The organism is Marinobacter pelagius (assembly GCF_003315345.1).
Taxonomy (GTDB): Bacteria; Pseudomonadota; Gammaproteobacteria; order Pseudomonadales; family Oleiphilaceae; genus Marinobacter; species Marinobacter pelagius_A.
On record NZ_QNRO01000001.1, the window covers coordinates 257,656 to 271,970 of the forward strand.

The 14,315-nt window shown below is 59.3% G+C and carries 15 protein-coding genes; 11 read left to right on the plus strand and 4 right to left on the minus strand.

From position 1 onward, the window contains the following. Window positions 1-4 precede the first annotated feature (4 nt). Window positions 5-670 carry a LuxR C-terminal-related transcriptional regulator gene (locus DET50_RS01225; protein WP_113861070.1) on the plus strand — a complete coding sequence of 222 codons (666 nt, stop codon included), beginning with the start codon at window positions 5-7 and terminating at the stop codon, window positions 668-670. Between the two features lie 114 nt (window positions 671-784). Here the strand turns inward: DET50_RS01225 and DET50_RS01230 are convergent, their stop codons facing one another. Then, window positions 785-1,768 (minus strand): D-2-hydroxyacid dehydrogenase, encoded by a 984-nt coding sequence (locus DET50_RS01230; protein ID WP_113861071.1) that lies wholly within the window; start codon window positions 1,766-1,768, stop codon window positions 785-787. Window positions 1,769-2,162: 394 nt separating this feature from the next. Here DET50_RS01230 and DET50_RS01235 point away from each other — a divergent pair, with 394 nt between their 5' ends. From DET50_RS01235 to DET50_RS01245, 3 genes are all read left to right on the plus strand, one after another. Further along, window positions 2,163-3,389 carry a pyridoxal phosphate-dependent aminotransferase gene (locus DET50_RS01235; RefSeq protein WP_113861072.1) on the plus strand — a complete coding sequence of 409 codons (1,227 nt, stop codon included), beginning with the start codon at window positions 2,163-2,165 and terminating at the stop codon, window positions 3,387-3,389. 9 nt (window positions 3,390-3,398) lie between these two features. Further along, window positions 3,399-3,590: a CPXCG motif-containing cysteine-rich protein gene (locus DET50_RS01240; protein WP_092004739.1), complete on the plus strand. Its 192-nt coding sequence runs from the start codon at window positions 3,399-3,401 to the stop codon at window positions 3,588-3,590. Between the two features lie 92 nt (window positions 3,591-3,682). Then, window positions 3,683-4,255 carry a YceB family lipoprotein gene (locus DET50_RS01245; RefSeq protein ID WP_113861073.1) on the plus strand — a complete coding sequence of 191 codons (573 nt, stop codon included), beginning with the start codon at window positions 3,683-3,685 and terminating at the stop codon, window positions 4,253-4,255. A 191-nt stretch (window positions 4,256-4,446) separates the two neighbouring features. Here DET50_RS01245 and DET50_RS01250 read toward each other — a convergent pair whose 3' ends face one another. Then, window positions 4,447-5,706 carry an aspartate aminotransferase family protein gene (locus DET50_RS01250; protein ID WP_113861074.1) on the minus strand — a complete coding sequence of 420 codons (1,260 nt, stop codon included), beginning with the start codon at window positions 5,704-5,706 and terminating at the stop codon, window positions 4,447-4,449. Between the two features lie 44 nt (window positions 5,707-5,750). Then, on the minus strand, window positions 5,751-6,905 hold the full coding sequence (locus tag DET50_RS01255; protein WP_113861075.1) for an isocitrate/isopropylmalate dehydrogenase family protein: 1,155 nt from the start codon (window positions 6,903-6,905) through the stop codon (window positions 5,751-5,753). A 193-nt stretch (window positions 6,906-7,098) separates the two neighbouring features. On the opposite strand from DET50_RS01255, the gene DET50_RS01260 reads away from it, so the two are divergent. Continuing rightward, a complete protein-coding gene (locus DET50_RS01260; RefSeq protein WP_181799903.1) occupies window positions 7,099-7,863 on the plus strand; it encodes an EAL domain-containing protein in 765 nt (254 codons plus the stop codon). Window positions 7,864-7,897: 34 nt separating this feature from the next. Then, window positions 7,898-8,254 carry a hypothetical protein gene (locus DET50_RS01265; protein ID WP_181799904.1) on the plus strand — a complete coding sequence of 119 codons (357 nt, stop codon included), beginning with the start codon at window positions 7,898-7,900 and terminating at the stop codon, window positions 8,252-8,254. A gap of 60 nt (window positions 8,255-8,314) precedes the next feature. Here DET50_RS01265 and DET50_RS01270 read toward each other — a convergent pair whose 3' ends face one another. Then, the gene (locus tag DET50_RS01270; protein ID WP_113861076.1) at window positions 8,315-9,208 is read right to left on the minus strand and encodes a LysR family transcriptional regulator; all 894 of its coding nucleotides are present in this window, start codon (window positions 9,206-9,208) and stop codon (window positions 8,315-8,317) included. A 140-nt stretch (window positions 9,209-9,348) separates the two neighbouring features. Here DET50_RS01270 and DET50_RS01275 point away from each other — a divergent pair, with 140 nt between their 5' ends. From DET50_RS01275 to DET50_RS01295, 5 genes are all read left to right on the plus strand, one after another. Further along, window positions 9,349-10,569, plus strand: a complete 1,221-nt coding sequence (locus tag DET50_RS01275) for an acyl-CoA dehydrogenase family protein (protein ID WP_113861077.1) — start codon at window positions 9,349-9,351, stop codon at window positions 10,567-10,569. A 333-nt stretch (window positions 10,570-10,902) separates the two neighbouring features. Further along, window positions 10,903-11,724 (plus strand): SDR family oxidoreductase, encoded by an 822-nt coding sequence (locus tag DET50_RS01280; protein WP_113861078.1) that lies wholly within the window; start codon window positions 10,903-10,905, stop codon window positions 11,722-11,724. Between the two features lie 30 nt (window positions 11,725-11,754). After that, the gene (locus tag DET50_RS01285) at window positions 11,755-12,819 is read left to right on the plus strand and encodes a phosphotransferase family protein (RefSeq protein ID WP_113861079.1); all 1,065 of its coding nucleotides are present in this window, start codon (window positions 11,755-11,757) and stop codon (window positions 12,817-12,819) included. Then, window positions 12,819-13,508 (plus strand): histidine phosphatase family protein, encoded by a 690-nt coding sequence (locus DET50_RS01290; protein ID WP_113861080.1) that lies wholly within the window; start codon window positions 12,819-12,821, stop codon window positions 13,506-13,508. Before DET50_RS01285 ends, DET50_RS01290 begins: the two co-directional genes overlap by 1 nt. A 17-nt stretch (window positions 13,509-13,525) precedes the next feature. After that, window positions 13,526-14,296 (plus strand): SDR family oxidoreductase, encoded by a 771-nt coding sequence (locus tag DET50_RS01295; protein WP_113861081.1) that lies wholly within the window; start codon window positions 13,526-13,528, stop codon window positions 14,294-14,296. Window positions 14,297-14,315 lie beyond the last annotated feature (19 nt).

A 14,315-nucleotide genomic window follows, 5' to 3' on the forward strand; every position in this document is an offset into this window, starting at 1 on the left:
TTGAATGACACAAACAATTATCGTCGCTGATGATCACCCGCTGTTCCGAGCAGCATTGAAGCAGGCGGTCAGTCAGGCGGTGCCGGATGCCAAGACGGTTGAAGTCGACAGCATCAAGTCACTGCAGGCGGCGGTAGAGTCGCACCCGGACGCGGATCTGGTTCTGCTGGACCTGAACATGCCGGGTGCCCACGGCTTCTCCGGGCTCGTGTTCATGCGCGGGCAGTACCCGGGCTTGCCGGTGGTGGTTGTGTCAGGATCTGAGGAGCTGCAGGTGATGCGCCGTTCGATCGACTACGGAGCGTCCGGCTTCATTCCGAAGTCGGCGCCGCTGCCGACCATTACCGAGGCGATTCAGGCGGTCCTGGAAGGGGATGTCTGGCTGCCGGAGGGTGTGGCAGAGAAGATCGAACGGATGCAGTCCGAATCGACGGATTTCTCCGAGCGTCTGGCGTCCCTGACGCCGCAGCAGTTCCGGGTGCTGGGTATGCTGGCCGAGGGGCTTCTGAACAAACAGATCGCCTACGATCTGGATGTGTCGGAGGCCACTATCAAGGCCCATATCACGGCGGTATTCCGGAAGCTGGGGGTTCGTAACCGGACCCAGGCAGTGATCGCGATCCAGCAGATGGAGATCGATCCTTCAGACCAGTCGCTTTCGGGTGGTTGATTGAAGTTGGGGTCAGATAAAAGCTTTCATCTGACCCCGGATTTGACCTGAAAAACGGGAGCCCTCGGGCTCCCGTTTTTGTTTCTACGGCCTGCAATCCCGCAGCTGCCGGCGTTATTTGCTGCCGGCGTACCCGAGCCTTTTGTCCACCAGGTTGAACAGGTCACGGCCCTTGTGCCACAGGTCGAAGTTCTCCAGGAACTGGTCGGTCAGGGCCCGCTTCCAGCCGATGAAATCGCCGGCCATGTGGGCGGTCATGATGACGTTTTCCATATCCCAGAGTGGATGGCCCTTGGGCAGAGGCTCCTCTTCGAAGACATCAAGGCCAGCGCCGGCGATTTCTCCTTCTTCCAGGGCAACGATCAGATCATCGGTTTTCACGATGGGGCCGCGGCCGATGTTGATGAGCCGGGCGCTGTTGCGCATGGCCTTGAATGCCTTGTGGTCGAACAGGCCTTCGGTCTGGGGAGTGAGGGGAGCGGCAATGACCACAAAATCATAGTGGGGCAGCTGGTTGAACAGGTCATCGTTGCCATGTACCGCCACGAAATCCGGATCGTCGTGGCGTGGGGTACGGGCGATGCCATGAGGCTGGAGCCCCGCCGCGCGGACCAGCCGGCCGATCTGGCGGCCGATGGAGCCGGCACCAACCACCAGCACCTGTTTGCCCTCGGCCCGCTCGGTATCCCGGTGTTTCCATTCATGCCGGTGCTGGAGGCGGATGGAATTCGGGAAGTCCTTGGCGAACATCAGGATGGTGCAAAGCACATACTCGGCAATGGTCCGGTCGAAGATGCCCCGGGCGTTGGTGACGACCACGTCGCTTTCGATCAGGCCGGGAAACATCAGGGCATCGACGCCGGCACTGGTGGCGTGAATCCACTGGAGTTTGTCGGCACAGGGCCAGGCGGCTTCAAGGGCCTCGGTCCTGAAATCAGTCACCATCATCACATCGGTACCGGGCAGGGTATCTCTCAGCGTCTGTTCATCACAGGCAAACCGGACCTCGGCCCGGGCTTTTAGCGCATCCATTCCCGGTGGCTGCTGTTCGCCAGGGGCTGTCAAAACGGTTACAACCGGTTTGCTTTGCTGAGTCATTGGGCCTCCGCCTCGTTATCGGTGAACAATGAAATTGCCGCGGTGGGTTGGGTGTACCGCTTCCTACAGTCTGATTTGAGCTTGCAGTGGGGTCAACCTTGGGGTGTTCGTCAAGATGGGGTCAGATGAAAGTGTTCATCAGACCCCTGGGGGTTGCATCAGACCCCTGGGGGATGGCCGGAAGCGACAAGTCAGGGGTCTGAAGAAAGCCTTCTTCTGACCCCGGAATTCCCTACCTGGAGTTAGTCGCCAAGAAGGGGGCAGATGAAGGCGTTCATCTGACCCCGGGGCCGTATTTTTACTTATCCCATCTTTGTTGGTTTTTGTCTTGTACCGCCTGTTTTTACTGACTAACCTGCAGAGGTAGGTCTTTTCCCGTCCCGAGGAGGTATTTATGGCAGAAGCTCCCAACCGCGAAACCGGCCAGGCCAAGCCGCGCAAGATCAAGTATCGTAAGGCGAAGGCCAGTTGGAACCCTGCCATGCAGGCGATTCCGGTATCCGGTATTCGTCGTCTGGTGAATATGGCTTCGAGCATGAAGGACGTGATCCACCTGTCCATCGGCCAGCCGGATCTGCCAACGCCCAAGCACATCATCGATGCCTATGTTGACGCCCTCAATGCGGGCCAGACCGGCTATACCATGGATGCGGGCCTGCCGGAGCTGTTGGTGGCACTGCGAGACTATTACGGTCGCCGTTACAACCGGAAACTCACCCGGGACAATATCCTGATTACCAGTGGCGCCACCGAGGCCATGTACCTGGCGTTGTCCGCCACCTCGGCTCCGGGCCGCCAGTTCATTGTCACGGACCCGTCGTTCCTGCTGTACGCTCCGCTTATCCGCATGAACGGTGGTGAGGTGAAGTATGTGCCCACCCGGGCCGAGAACAATCACCAGCTGGATCCGGATGACGTGATCCGGGCCATGGGTTCGCGGACTTTTGCGCTGGTTCTGAACAATCCGAACAACCCGACCGGGGCGGTTTATCCGCGCAGCACCGTGGAAACTATCCTGGAGGAGTGCGCCTACCGGGGCATCCAGGTCTACGCCGATGAGGTGTATGACCACCTGATCTTCGATGACGACGATTTTGCCAGTGTCCTCAACTGCTCCATGGACCTGGACAACATCATGTGCATCAGCAGTTTCTCCAAGACCTACAGCATGGCCGGACTGCGGGTTGGCTGGGTGATCTCCAGTCAGGCGGCGATCAAGTCGCTGCGCCGGTATCACATGTTCACCACCTCGGTGGCCAATACCCCGGCCCAGTTCGCCGGTGTGGCGGCCCTGACCGGCGACCAGCAGTGCGTGAAGGACATGGTGGATATCTACCGTGAGCGTCGGGACAAGGTGGTGGAACTGATCGATCAGACGCCCTACATGACCGGTTACAAGCCAGGGGGCGCATTCTTTGCCTTCCCGGACCTGCCACCCCATGTGGATGGCTCGGATCTGGCGCTTCGGATGCTCAAGGAAACGGGAGTCTGCGTGGTCCCGGGGGATGCCTTCGGGGAGGAGTGTACGAACGCGCTGCGCATCAGTTTCTCCACCACCTGCGAACGGCTCGAAGAAGCCTTTGACCGGATCATCCCCTGGATGGCGAAGCAGCAACTGTAAGGAGCCTGCGTGTCTGCCCTGGAGTCTGTGCTCATCCAATGTCCCTACTGCTGGGAGACGCTGGACATCAGCGTCGACCCGTCAGTGGCGGAGCAGGAGTATGTGGAGGACTGCCAGGTTTGCTGCCAGCCAATCCTGCTGCATGTGACCATTGACGAAAACCTCACGCCGCACGTTGAAGCTCGGGCCGAAAATGAGTAAGTCCGGGTTATCCTGACCAATCTGTAACATCCCGCAGTTGCCCGATCCTGCCCCGTGGCGCAGGATAAGAGCATCTTTCGGAGGAACCATTGATGAAAACATTACCCAACCGCGCCCTGTGGGCCATTCTGGCCGTTGTAGCGCTGCTTTCCAGTGGCTGTGCCAGCATCTCCCCCTACGCTATTTCCGAGGGGGAGCTGGAGAGTCATCTGAAAGACGTGGTGGCGGAGTATGACCGCAAGCAGCTTCAGAGTGGCTCCCCGCTCAGTCTGAGCCTCGATGACGCTGACATCACCCTGGGCCCGGATGGGCGGGATGTGGCGGTGATTGACGTGCGCGGTCAGGTGGCCCTGAATGCCCTGATGGCAAAACTGCCTGTGGACATCGCCCTGAAAGTGGAAGGGGCACCTTACTATGACAGTCAGGAAAAAGCCGTTTATATCCGGCGCCTGCAACTGCTGGAAAGCAGTATCGACTCCCCCTTCTTCAAGGGTGACCTGGCGCCGGTGACCGACACCGTGATGCGCGTGGTAGCCCAGATGCTGGAAACCATGCCGGTTTATCGCCTGGATGAGGCCGACTTTGCCCAGCGGATGTTCGGAATGGTGCCGATGGATGTGCGGGTGGCGCCAGGGCGCCTGGAATTCGTGATGGATAACGAATGAAAGTAGGGGCACTAACATGGGGTCAGATGAAAGCCTTCATCTGACCCCGTCTTGGGTCTATCTATAAAGTTGAAAAAGGGGTCAGAAGAAAGCGTTCTTCTGACCCCGGGGTTCATACTCAGGCTTCGGAAATAAAAATGGGGTCAGATGAAAGCTTTCATCTGACCCCGTCTTAGGTCTGGCTTCAAATTTCAGGCCGTCGCCTTTAACGCCTCGTCGAAAATCCCCGTCGCCTCGTCGATCTGCTGCTGATTGACAATCAGCGGCGGCAGCCAGCGCACGATCTCGTGGTAGGGCCCGCAGCGCAGCATCAGCAGTCCGCGTTTCTCGCATTCCTTGAGCAGGTTGCCGGCGCGCGCGCCATCCGGGCAGTCGCCACGACGCATCTCCACGCCCACCATCAGGCCCTTGCCCCGGATGTCCGCCATCTCGGGATAGTCCTTCTTCAGAGCGTGCAGGTTGTCCCAGAGGCGCTGACCCATCTTCGCCGCATTCTCGACCAGGCCTTCTTCCTTGATCACATCGATGGTGGCGATCGCCGCAGCCGCAGATACGGCATTACCGCCATAGGTGCCACCCTGGGATCCGGGCCAGCCCTTGGCCATGGTTTCCTCGGAAGCGGCGAGGGCCGAGATCGGGAAGCCGCTGGCCAGGCCCTTGGCGATCATGATCGCATCCGGTGTGACACCAAAATGTTCATGGGCCCAGAACTTGCCGCTGCGGCCGAAGCCGGCCTGGACCTCATCAAACACCAGCATGATGCCATGCTTGTCGCAGCGCTCCCGCAGGCCCTGCATGAAGCGGGCATTGGCGGGCACGTAGCCGCCTTCCCCCTGAACCGGCTCGATCAGCATGGCGGCGGTTTCCTTCGGGGCTGAATAGGTCACAAAGATCCGGTCCAGTTCCTTCAGGCAGAAATCCGTGGCCTCTTCGATGCTCCAGCCATAGTGGAAAGCATGGGGGAAGGGGGCGACCACCACGCCACCCATCATCGGACTCACGCCGGCCCTCAGGCCGACACTGGAGGTGGTCAGGGAAAGCGACCCCATTGTCCGGCCGTGGAAGCCACCATGGAACACGATGATGTTCGGACGCCCCGTAACCTGTCGCACCAGCCGGATGGCACCCTCGGCCACTTCTGTCCCGGCATTGGAAAAGAAGAAGGCGTTCAGGGGATCCGGCGTCAGTTCACCGAGCTTCTCGGCCAGTTCCGGCAGCCTGGGGTTCATCACCGTGGTGGCCTGGGCATGGATCATGGTCGCTACCTGTTTCTGGGCTGCCTCCACAACCTTCGGGTGGCAGTGACCGGTACTGGTTACCCCGATTCCGGACGTGAAATCCAGGTAGCGCTTGCCATCCGGATCAATAATGTAGGCGCCTTCGCCCTTGGCGGCAGTGATGCCGGTGGCCTGCTTGAGCAGGGGGGATAACTTGCCTTTGTGCTCGGTCACAGTGCACCTCCAGAAGTGAGTGGAATACCTCTTTTGCAGACTAGTCAGGCCTCCAGACGTTTACAAATGGCCTGGCCTATTTCGTGGGTGCCGCGCTGGGGCCCAGCATTCTGGGCCAGATCGGCGGCAACGGCATCGAACAGTTCCTTGCCGGCTGCAGCCAGGGTCGGGTCCTTCCGGCCCAGCCATTCCAGCATGCGGGCCGTGGTGAACAGCATGGCGGTGGGATCCGCCAGGCCCTGTCCTGCGATGTCCGGAGCGCTGCCGTGGGTCGGCTCGAACATGGACGGCATGTTGCTGTCGGTGGGATTCAGGTTGCAGGACGGCGCCACCCCCATACCCCCGGACAGAACCGCAGCCAGGTCGGTGAGGATGTCGCCCTGGAGGTTGCTGGCAACGACGACATCGAATGCCCAGGGGGCCTGGACAAACTTCATGCAGGCGGCGTCCACCAGTTCGTGATGGGTGGCAACATCCGGGTATTCCTTGCTGATCGCCTCGAAGGCTTCGGTGTACATATCCCCCCAGTAACGCAGCGCATTGCGCTTGGTCACCAGGCACACCTGGCTCTCGCAGGTGCGGCCATCGAGGGTCCGGAAGCTGCGGGTACGGCCATCCCTGACCCGATCTTCCGCCCGTCTCCGGGCCTGCTCGAAACCGTAACGGATGATCCGGTCGGTGGCCTTGCGGGTGAAAACCTCCATCTGGGTGGCCACTTCATCCGGCGTGCCCTGACGCAGGCGGCCACCCTGGCTGACATACTCGCCCTCACTGTTCTCCCGAATCACTAGCATGTCGATATCCTTGGCCCGCTCGTCAGCCAGGTACTGTCGAGCGCCATCGAGGAGGCGGGCAGGGCGTTCACATACCCACTGATCGAAGCCTTTGCGCATATCCAGAAGGGGGGCCAGGGAAATGCTGTCCGGCAGCAGGTAGCGGTCAGGATCATCCACCGGGCCCGGATCACCCAGGGCGCCAAGCAGGATGGCGTCGTACTGTTTCAGTTGCTCCAGTGCATCCGAAGGCCATGATTCTCCGTTCTCCTCATGCCAGGCATGGGATGGCCAGGGGAAGCGGGTCCACTCCAGCGCCAGACCATGCTTGGCGCGCAGGGTTTCAAGGCAACGTACTGCCTCCGCTACCACTTCCGGACCGATGCCGTCGCCCGGTGTAACGGCAATACGTGTAGATTGGACCATTCTGGAGACTCCTTTTGATAAAAGACGCGTATAAGTACAAAAGTCAGTGTAGTCACCCGTTCCGGGGATGCCACCGGATGTCCCCGGCGAATGCGTACGTGGTTTTACCAACGGAAAGCCAACAACTATAGTTTGGAGAAGTATGTTCAACAGACATGCGGCCGTCGCCTGTACTGAGAAACCAGGAGTAGATGTGGAGCGACCTGAAGTTCTCTTTGACGCGTCCCATTGCGGTCAATGCGCCTGCGGAGAAGGTCTGGACTTTTCGTTCAGCTTTGCCTTCCAGCCAATCGTCGATGTCGTCAACCGCTCGGTTTTCGCCCACGAAGCCCTGGTCCGGGGAACCGAAGGCCAGGGGGCGCACCATGTGCTTTCCAGGGTCAACGACCAGAATCGGTATGCCTTTGACCAGGTATGCCGTGTCAAGGCGGTCAAACTTGCCTCCCGTCTGGGCATGGACTCGATGCTCAGCATCAATTTCATGCCCAATGCGGTTTACCAGGCGGAATATTGCATCCGGACAACGCTGGCGGCGGCCAAGACCTACAATTTCGACACCAGCAAGATCATCTTCGAGCTGACCGAAAACGAAAACCTGTCCTCCGTCCAGCACCTGGTGTCGATCATCGAGGCCTACCAGGAAATGGGATTCAGTACCGCGATCGACGATTTCGGGGCTGGCTACTCCCGGTATAACATCATGATGGCAAGCCCCCCGGACCTGCTGAAGCTGGACATGGGGCTGGTCCGCAACATCAACGCCGAGCCGAACAAGCAGGCGGTCATTGCAGGAATCATTGCCATGATGGAGCGCCTGGGTGGTCGAATCATCGCCGAAGGGGTGGAAACCAAGGAAGAGTACTTCTGGCTGCGTTCCCAGGGCATCACTCTGTTCCAGGGGTTCCTGTTCGCCAAACCGGGTTTTGAGTGCCTGCCGGAACCCGAGTATCCTGCCTGAGCCGAGACTTCACCGAACCTGAAAGGACACGAAATTGCTCTATCGCATCATCACCATCATCGGCGCGCTGGTCTTTGTCGCCGCCCTGTTCGGGCTCATCTGGTTCTTCTGCAAGAAGTTCCTGGAGCATCATGGCGTGACCGACCAGGTTTCCGACCGCGCCACCGTCCTGGCCACCTGGACCTTTGCCGGTATCAGCGTCGGGCTGGTGTTCGCCGTGGCCGGCGCATTCGTGCTTGGCCCCTGGGCCTTTTACCGCACCTTGCGCGGGCATGGGGTAAATATCTCCGATGCGGCAGCCGTCTGGTGGGGACTGGGGATTGTGGTGGCGTCCCTGGGGATCACTGCTGCCGGCTTTTTCGGGTTCCTGACGGCGGTGGGGGCTTATTGAGTTTTTGAAGAAGGGGTCAGATGAAAGCCTTCATCTGACCCCTCCTTAACTCACCCTGGCTTAGCTTACGCTCCGAAGTTGCTCCTTCAACCAAACTAAAGCCGGTTCCTTCTCATAAGCCTTGTGCCAATAAAGATGCACATCAAGAGAGGGTAGGTCAGCTGGTGGATCCATGAGAACGAGAGACGAGTTCTCCGCAATAATGCGGGCATAGGTTTCCGGCATGGTCAGCAGCAGGTCGGTACCTTCAACCACCCGGCAGGCGGCGAAGTAATGCTGACACCGCAGGCGTATGTTCCGGTGCACTCCCAGGCGCGAAAGCTCAAAATCCTCGATGCCCGGTCCCTCCGTGCGGGACGAAACGAGCACGTGCCGGGCCGCGAGATAGCCTTCCATGGTCAGTCTGTCGCCGGCAATGGGGTGGTCCTTGCGAGCGAGAACTACCAGTCGATCCCTGCGCATCAGTTCGTGGCCGGTCTGACTGCTAACTGGCAAGAGTACATCCACCGCAAAATCCAGTTTGCCGGCGGCCAGCTGTGTTTCCATCTCGCGCCGGGCAATGCGGCGGGAAACGATCTCCAGCTCGGGGTAGGCATCCAGCCGCTGCATCAACTGGGGGAGAAACGTGGACTCAAGTACGTCCCTCAATCCCAGGGAGTAGGTCTTGCGCTGGTTGGCCGGGTCGAAGGCATGGAACTGGTTCACCGCACTCTGGATCTGGGTGAGCCCCGGTCGCATCGATTCCAGGAACCGGCGGGCCAGGGGCGTGGGGATCATCTGGTTGCCTTGGCGGGTGAACAGCGGATCGTCGAAGTGATCCCGCAATCGGGACAGGGAATGACTCACCGCGGGCTGGGTAAGATGCAGGGCCTTGGCGGCCCGGGTCAGGCTACCTTCCCGGTAAATGGTGTCGAATACATGCAGCAGGTTCAGGTCCAGGCGATTCAGGGCCATGATCTAGATCCGTTGTTCTGAATAAGTCGGGATAATGATAAAGGATTAGAATAATTCAGTCGCCTAATACCTTGGTCCTGCCTAGACTGGGCTCAATAAGCGCTACGAGCGCCGGCTTTCAGAATCAGTGAGGACAGGCAATGGACTTCAACATCTCCGAAAAAGGTCAGGATTATCTCAACCGCGTGAAGCAGTTCATGAAGGATGAGATCTTTCCGATCGAAGAACAGTACCACCGGGAACTGATGTCTCGGGAAAACCGCTGGGTGGTGCTACCGATCATCAAGGAGTTGAAGGAGAAGGCGAAGGCCCAGGGTCTGTGGAACATGTTCTTCCCGGACGACAAATACGGCTGCGGCCTGCTCAACTCCGACTATGCCCTGATTGCCGAGGAAACCGGGCGGAGTTTCATCGCCCCGGAAATCTTCAACTGCAACGCGCCGGATACCGGCAACATGGAAGTGCTGATTCACTACGGCTCCGAAGACCAGAAAGCCGAGTGGTTGCCCAGGTTGCTGAGTGGTGAGATCCGCTCCGCCTTCTGTATGACCGAGCCGGCCGTGGCGTCCTCCGATGCCACCAATATGGAAGCCACTGCCATCGTCGAGGGCGACGAAGTGGTGTTGAACGGCCGCAAGTGGTGGAGTACCGGCATTGGTCATCCGGACTGCAAGGTGGGCATCTTCATGGGGCTGACGGATCCTGATGCCCACAAGCATCGCCAGCACTCCATGGTGCTGGTGCCGCTGGATACTCCGGGGGTCAAGATCGAGCGTATGCTGCCAGTCTTCGGCGCCTACGATGAGCCCTACGGCCACGGTGAGGTCCTGTTCGATAATGTGCGCCTGCCCAAGAGTGTGATCATCGCCGGCCCGGGTCGCGGGTTCGAGATCGCCCAGGGCCGTCTGGGGCCGGGGCGCGTACACCATTGCATGCGGGCCATCGGTGCGGCCGAGCGTACGCTGGAATTGCTGATCAAGCGGGCAACCACGAGGGAAGCTTTCGGGCGGCCTATAGCCAAGCTGGGCGGTAACCCGGACATCATTGCCAATGCCCGTATGTCCATCGAGCAGGCGCGTCTGTTGACCCTGAAGTGTGCCTGGGCACTGGATACCAAGGGCATCATGGGGGCGCTGCAGGAGGTTTCCATGATCAAGGCGGTGGTGCCGCAGATGTTGCAGACCATTGTCGATCAGGCCATTCAGATTCATGGTGGTGCGGGTGTCAGTGATGATGACTTCCCGTTGACCCAGTTGTTTGCCTATGCTCGGGTATTGCGGTTGGCGGATGGGCCGGATGAAGTCCACCGGGCTATGGTGGCTCGGCTTGAGCTTCGGAAGTATAAGCAGCAGGCCTCCTGACCTTGGGGCTGGAGCCAGCGGGATGGGGCGTCTGAAACCCGCTCCTTCGGCACGTCCATGTGACGCTTGAGCTCCGCCATCCATGGCTCCGCACAGTTTCAGACGCCCCATCCCGCTGACTCCGACGTACATTGGAGTTGCCTTTGTGGTGATTCCCCCGAAAGACTGGGAGCTGGTGCCGGATAGGCCTTTCCAAAACCTTGCGGAGCCATGGATGGCGGAGCAGAGCATACAGGGACGTATTCACAGCGTGTTTTGGAAAGGCCTATCCGGCACCAGCTCTTGCACTAACGTTTGGGACAATTCACTAGGACAAAAAATGGTAAAACCACGATGACACAGAGAGTATTCATTACCGGCGGGGCCTCGGGCCTCGGCCGCGCCATTGCGCTGCGTTACGCCAAAGAAGGCGCCAAAGTCTGTATCGGTGACATCAACCCGGAGCAGGGTTTGGCCGTCGAGCAGGAGATCAACAAGGACGGCGGCGAAGGCTATTTTGTCGAATGCGATGTGCGCCGGCTGACGGATTTCGAGAAAGTTCGGGATGACCTGGAGAAAAAGTGGGGCGGTGTGGATGTTGTCGTGAACAACGCTGGCGTGGCCTCGGCAGGGTCTATTGAAGACACCACCATGGCGGACTGGGAGTGGATCCTGGATATCAACGTACTGGGCGTGGTGCGTGGTTGTAAGGCCTTCACGCCGTTGTTCAAAAAGCAGGGCTCCGGTGCTTTTGTTAACGTCGCTTCCATGGCAGGGCTTATGCTTGCGCCGTTGATGGACAGCTACAATGTTTCCAAGGCCGGGGTGATTGCCCTGTCCGAGACTCTCAGCCAGGAGCTGCGGGACGCTGGCATCCACGTCAGCTGTGTGTGCCCGGCGTTCTTCCAGACCAATCTGGCCAGTACCATGCGCTCGGACATTCCCGGCATCCAGCAGAACGTTAACAAGCTGATGAAGCGTTCCAGCATCACCGCCGAGGATGTGGCCGAGGATATTGTCCGGAGCGTGAAGGACAAGAGTTTCTGGGTGCTGCCTCATGCGAAAGAGCGCCGGATGTGGGTATTGAAGCGCCACGCGCCCTGGGCTTTTGACTGGCTGATGCACCAGGAGAGCAAGCGCTGGATGAACAAGATGGGCGGCAAGGCCAACGCCTGAGTGGCCGGAACAGACCACAGGAGAAATTGAATGACTCAGATCGATCAGGCGGTGGATATCCGTGAGGGTGAGGAGCTGGATATCGGCGCCGTCGACCGGTTCATGAAGCAGGCGATTCCCGGGCTGAAGGGCCAGCCCTCGATCAGGCAATACCCCGGAGGTGCCTCCAACCTGACCTATCAGGTGGATTACGGTGATCAATCATATGTGCTGCGCCGGCCGCCGTTTGGCAAGATCGCCAAGTCCGCCCATGACATGCTCCGGGAAGCGCGGGTCATGAAGGCTTTAAAGCCAGTTTATCCGTACGTGCCGAATATTGTGGCCATCTGCGACGATCATGACGTTCTGGGATGTGATTTCTACGTTATGGAGCGCCTGAAGGGCATTATTCTGCGCCAGGATTTCCCGAAGGATTTCGAGCTGAGCGAGGCCGATACCCGCAAGCTGTGCCTGAACGTGATCGACAAACTGGTGGATCTGCACCGGGTGGACGCCCAGGCTGCTGGCCTGGACAAGTTGGGCAAGGGCGCCGGTTACGTGCAGCGCCAGATTGGCGGCTGGAGTGATCGCTTCCGCAAGACCCGCACCGAGGATGTGGGAGATTTCGAGGTGGTGATGAGCTGGCTCAACGACAAGATGCCGGAAGATATTGCCCAGGTGGTCATTCACAACGACTACCGCTTCGACAACGTGGTACTGAATCCGGACAACCCCTTTGAAGTCATCGGTGTGCTGGACTGGGAGATGGCCACTATCGGCGACCCGCTGATGGATCTGGGCAACAGCCTGGCTTACTGGATCGAGGCGGATGATGAAGGCCCGTTCCAGATGCTTCGGCGTCAGCCGACGCACCGGCCTGGCATGCTGATCCGCAAGGAAGTTGTCGATTACTACATGGAGAAATCGGGCTTTCGTGCCGATAACTTCGACTTCTACGAAATCTACGGCCTGTTCCGGCTGGCGGTGATCATCCAGCAGATCTACTACCGCTTCTATCACGGCCAGACCAAGGACAAACGTTTCGCCGCCTTCGGCCACGCCGCCAATTACCTGGAGAAGCGCTGCCAACGGCTGATCAGCGAGAGCACCCTGTAATGGCGACCATTTATCTGATCCGACACGGCCAAGCCAGTTTCGGCAAGGACAACTACGACCAGCTGTCGCCCAGGGGTTGGGAGCAGGGGCAGGTACTTGGCCGCTGGCTGGCGGGCAAAGTCACGCCCAACGCGGTGTTCGGCGGCAACATGGAGCGCCACCGGGAGACCGTTGAAGCCATCGCCTCCGGGTTCGGCCAGGCGCTGCCGGATATGCAGGCGGTTGAAGGGCTGAACGAATTCGACCATATGCAGGTGGTCGAGCGACTTAAGCCGGAATGGGCGGATCGTCATGTAATGGCCCGCGATATGGCCGCCTTTCCCAAGCCTGCGCGGTTGTTCCAGCAGGTGTTCGAGGAGGCCATGGCGCGCTGGATCAGCGGCGAGTATGACCATGAATACGCCGAGAGCTGGGGTGCGTTTCAGGCGCGAGTCATTGCTGCGCTGGACGAACTGATCGGCTATGCCGACGGTGGCGATGTGCTGGTGTCCACTTCTGGCGGCCCGATTGCCGTCATTGCCCAGCATTTGCTGGCGCTCTCCGATGAGAAAGCGCTGGCGGTGAATAACGTCATCGCCAATACCAGCGTCTCCCGCATTCTCTATTCCGGCCCGCGCCGCAGCCTGGCCGTCTTTAACAACTACAGCCACCTGGAGGCGGAAGATCCCGCCCTGGTGACATTCCGATAACGCATTAGGGGAAATCCATGAGTACCAAGAACCTGTTCGATCTGGCCGGTAAGGTGGCCCTGGTCACCGGCGCCAGCCGCGGTATTGGCGAAAGCGTTGCCCGGACCCTGGCCCATTACGGAGCACACGTCATTGTCAGCAGCCGCAAGATTGATGGCTGTGAGAAAGTGGCCAGCAGTATTCGTGATGAAGGCGGCAGTGCCGAGGCGGTTGCCTGCCACATCGGCGAGATGGATCAGATCGAGGCCATCTGGGAGCATATCGACAAGGCACACGGCAAGCTGGACATCCTGGTCAACAATGCCGCTGCCAACCCTTATTTCGGTCCGGTGGAAGACACCGATCTCGGCGCCTTCCAGAAAACCGTCGATGTGAACATCCGCGGCTACTTCTTCATGTGCGCCCGCGGTGCCCAGATGATGAAGAAACACGGTGGTGGCGCGATCGTCAACGTGGCGTCCGTCAACGGCGTGAACCCCGGCCATTTCCAGGGCATCTATTCGGTTACCAAAGCGGCGGTGATTTCCATGACCAAGTCTTTCGCCATGGAGCTGGGTCAGCAGAACGTTCGCGTCAACGCACTGCTGCCGGGCCTGACCGACACCAAGTTTGCCAGCGCTTTGACCACCAACGAGGCGATCAAGAAACAGGCCATGGCGCATATCCCGATGAAGCGGGTAGCGGATCCGGATGAGATGGCGGGGACGGTGCTGTATCTGGTGTCCGGGGCTTCAAGTTATACCACCGGGGCGTGTATTAACGCCGATGGGGGTTACCTGACCATTTGATGCGGGGGCAGTCGGGGTC

What these genes read in the sequence shown, in the direction of transcription:
- DET50_RS01225 (WP_113861070.1), top strand. Translation starts at nt 5, where the DNA reads ATGACACAAACAATTATCGTCGCTGATGATCACCCGCTGTTCCGAGCA.
- DET50_RS01230 (WP_113861071.1), bottom strand. Translation starts at nt 1,768, where the DNA reads ATGACTCAGCAAAGCAAACCGGTTGTAACCGTTTTGACAGCCCCTGGC.
- DET50_RS01235 (WP_113861072.1), top strand. Translation starts at nt 2,163, where the DNA reads ATGGCAGAAGCTCCCAACCGCGAAACCGGCCAGGCCAAGCCGCGCAAG.
- DET50_RS01245 (WP_113861073.1), top strand. Translation starts at nt 3,683, where the DNA reads ATGAAAACATTACCCAACCGCGCCCTGTGGGCCATTCTGGCCGTTGTA.
- DET50_RS01255 (WP_113861075.1), bottom strand. Translation starts at nt 6,905, where the DNA reads ATGGTCCAATCTACACGTATTGCCGTTACACCGGGCGACGGCATCGGT.
- DET50_RS01270 (WP_113861076.1), bottom strand. Translation starts at nt 9,208, where the DNA reads ATGGCCCTGAATCGCCTGGACCTGAACCTGCTGCATGTATTCGACACC.
- DET50_RS01275 (WP_113861077.1), top strand. Translation starts at nt 9,349, where the DNA reads ATGGACTTCAACATCTCCGAAAAAGGTCAGGATTATCTCAACCGCGTG.
- DET50_RS01280 (WP_113861078.1), top strand. Translation starts at nt 10,903, where the DNA reads ATGACACAGAGAGTATTCATTACCGGCGGGGCCTCGGGCCTCGGCCGC.
- DET50_RS01285 (WP_113861079.1), top strand. Translation starts at nt 11,755, where the DNA reads ATGACTCAGATCGATCAGGCGGTGGATATCCGTGAGGGTGAGGAGCTG.
- DET50_RS01290 (WP_113861080.1), top strand. Translation starts at nt 12,819, where the DNA reads ATGGCGACCATTTATCTGATCCGACACGGCCAAGCCAGTTTCGGCAAG.
- DET50_RS01295 (WP_113861081.1), top strand. Translation starts at nt 13,526, where the DNA reads ATGAGTACCAAGAACCTGTTCGATCTGGCCGGTAAGGTGGCCCTGGTC.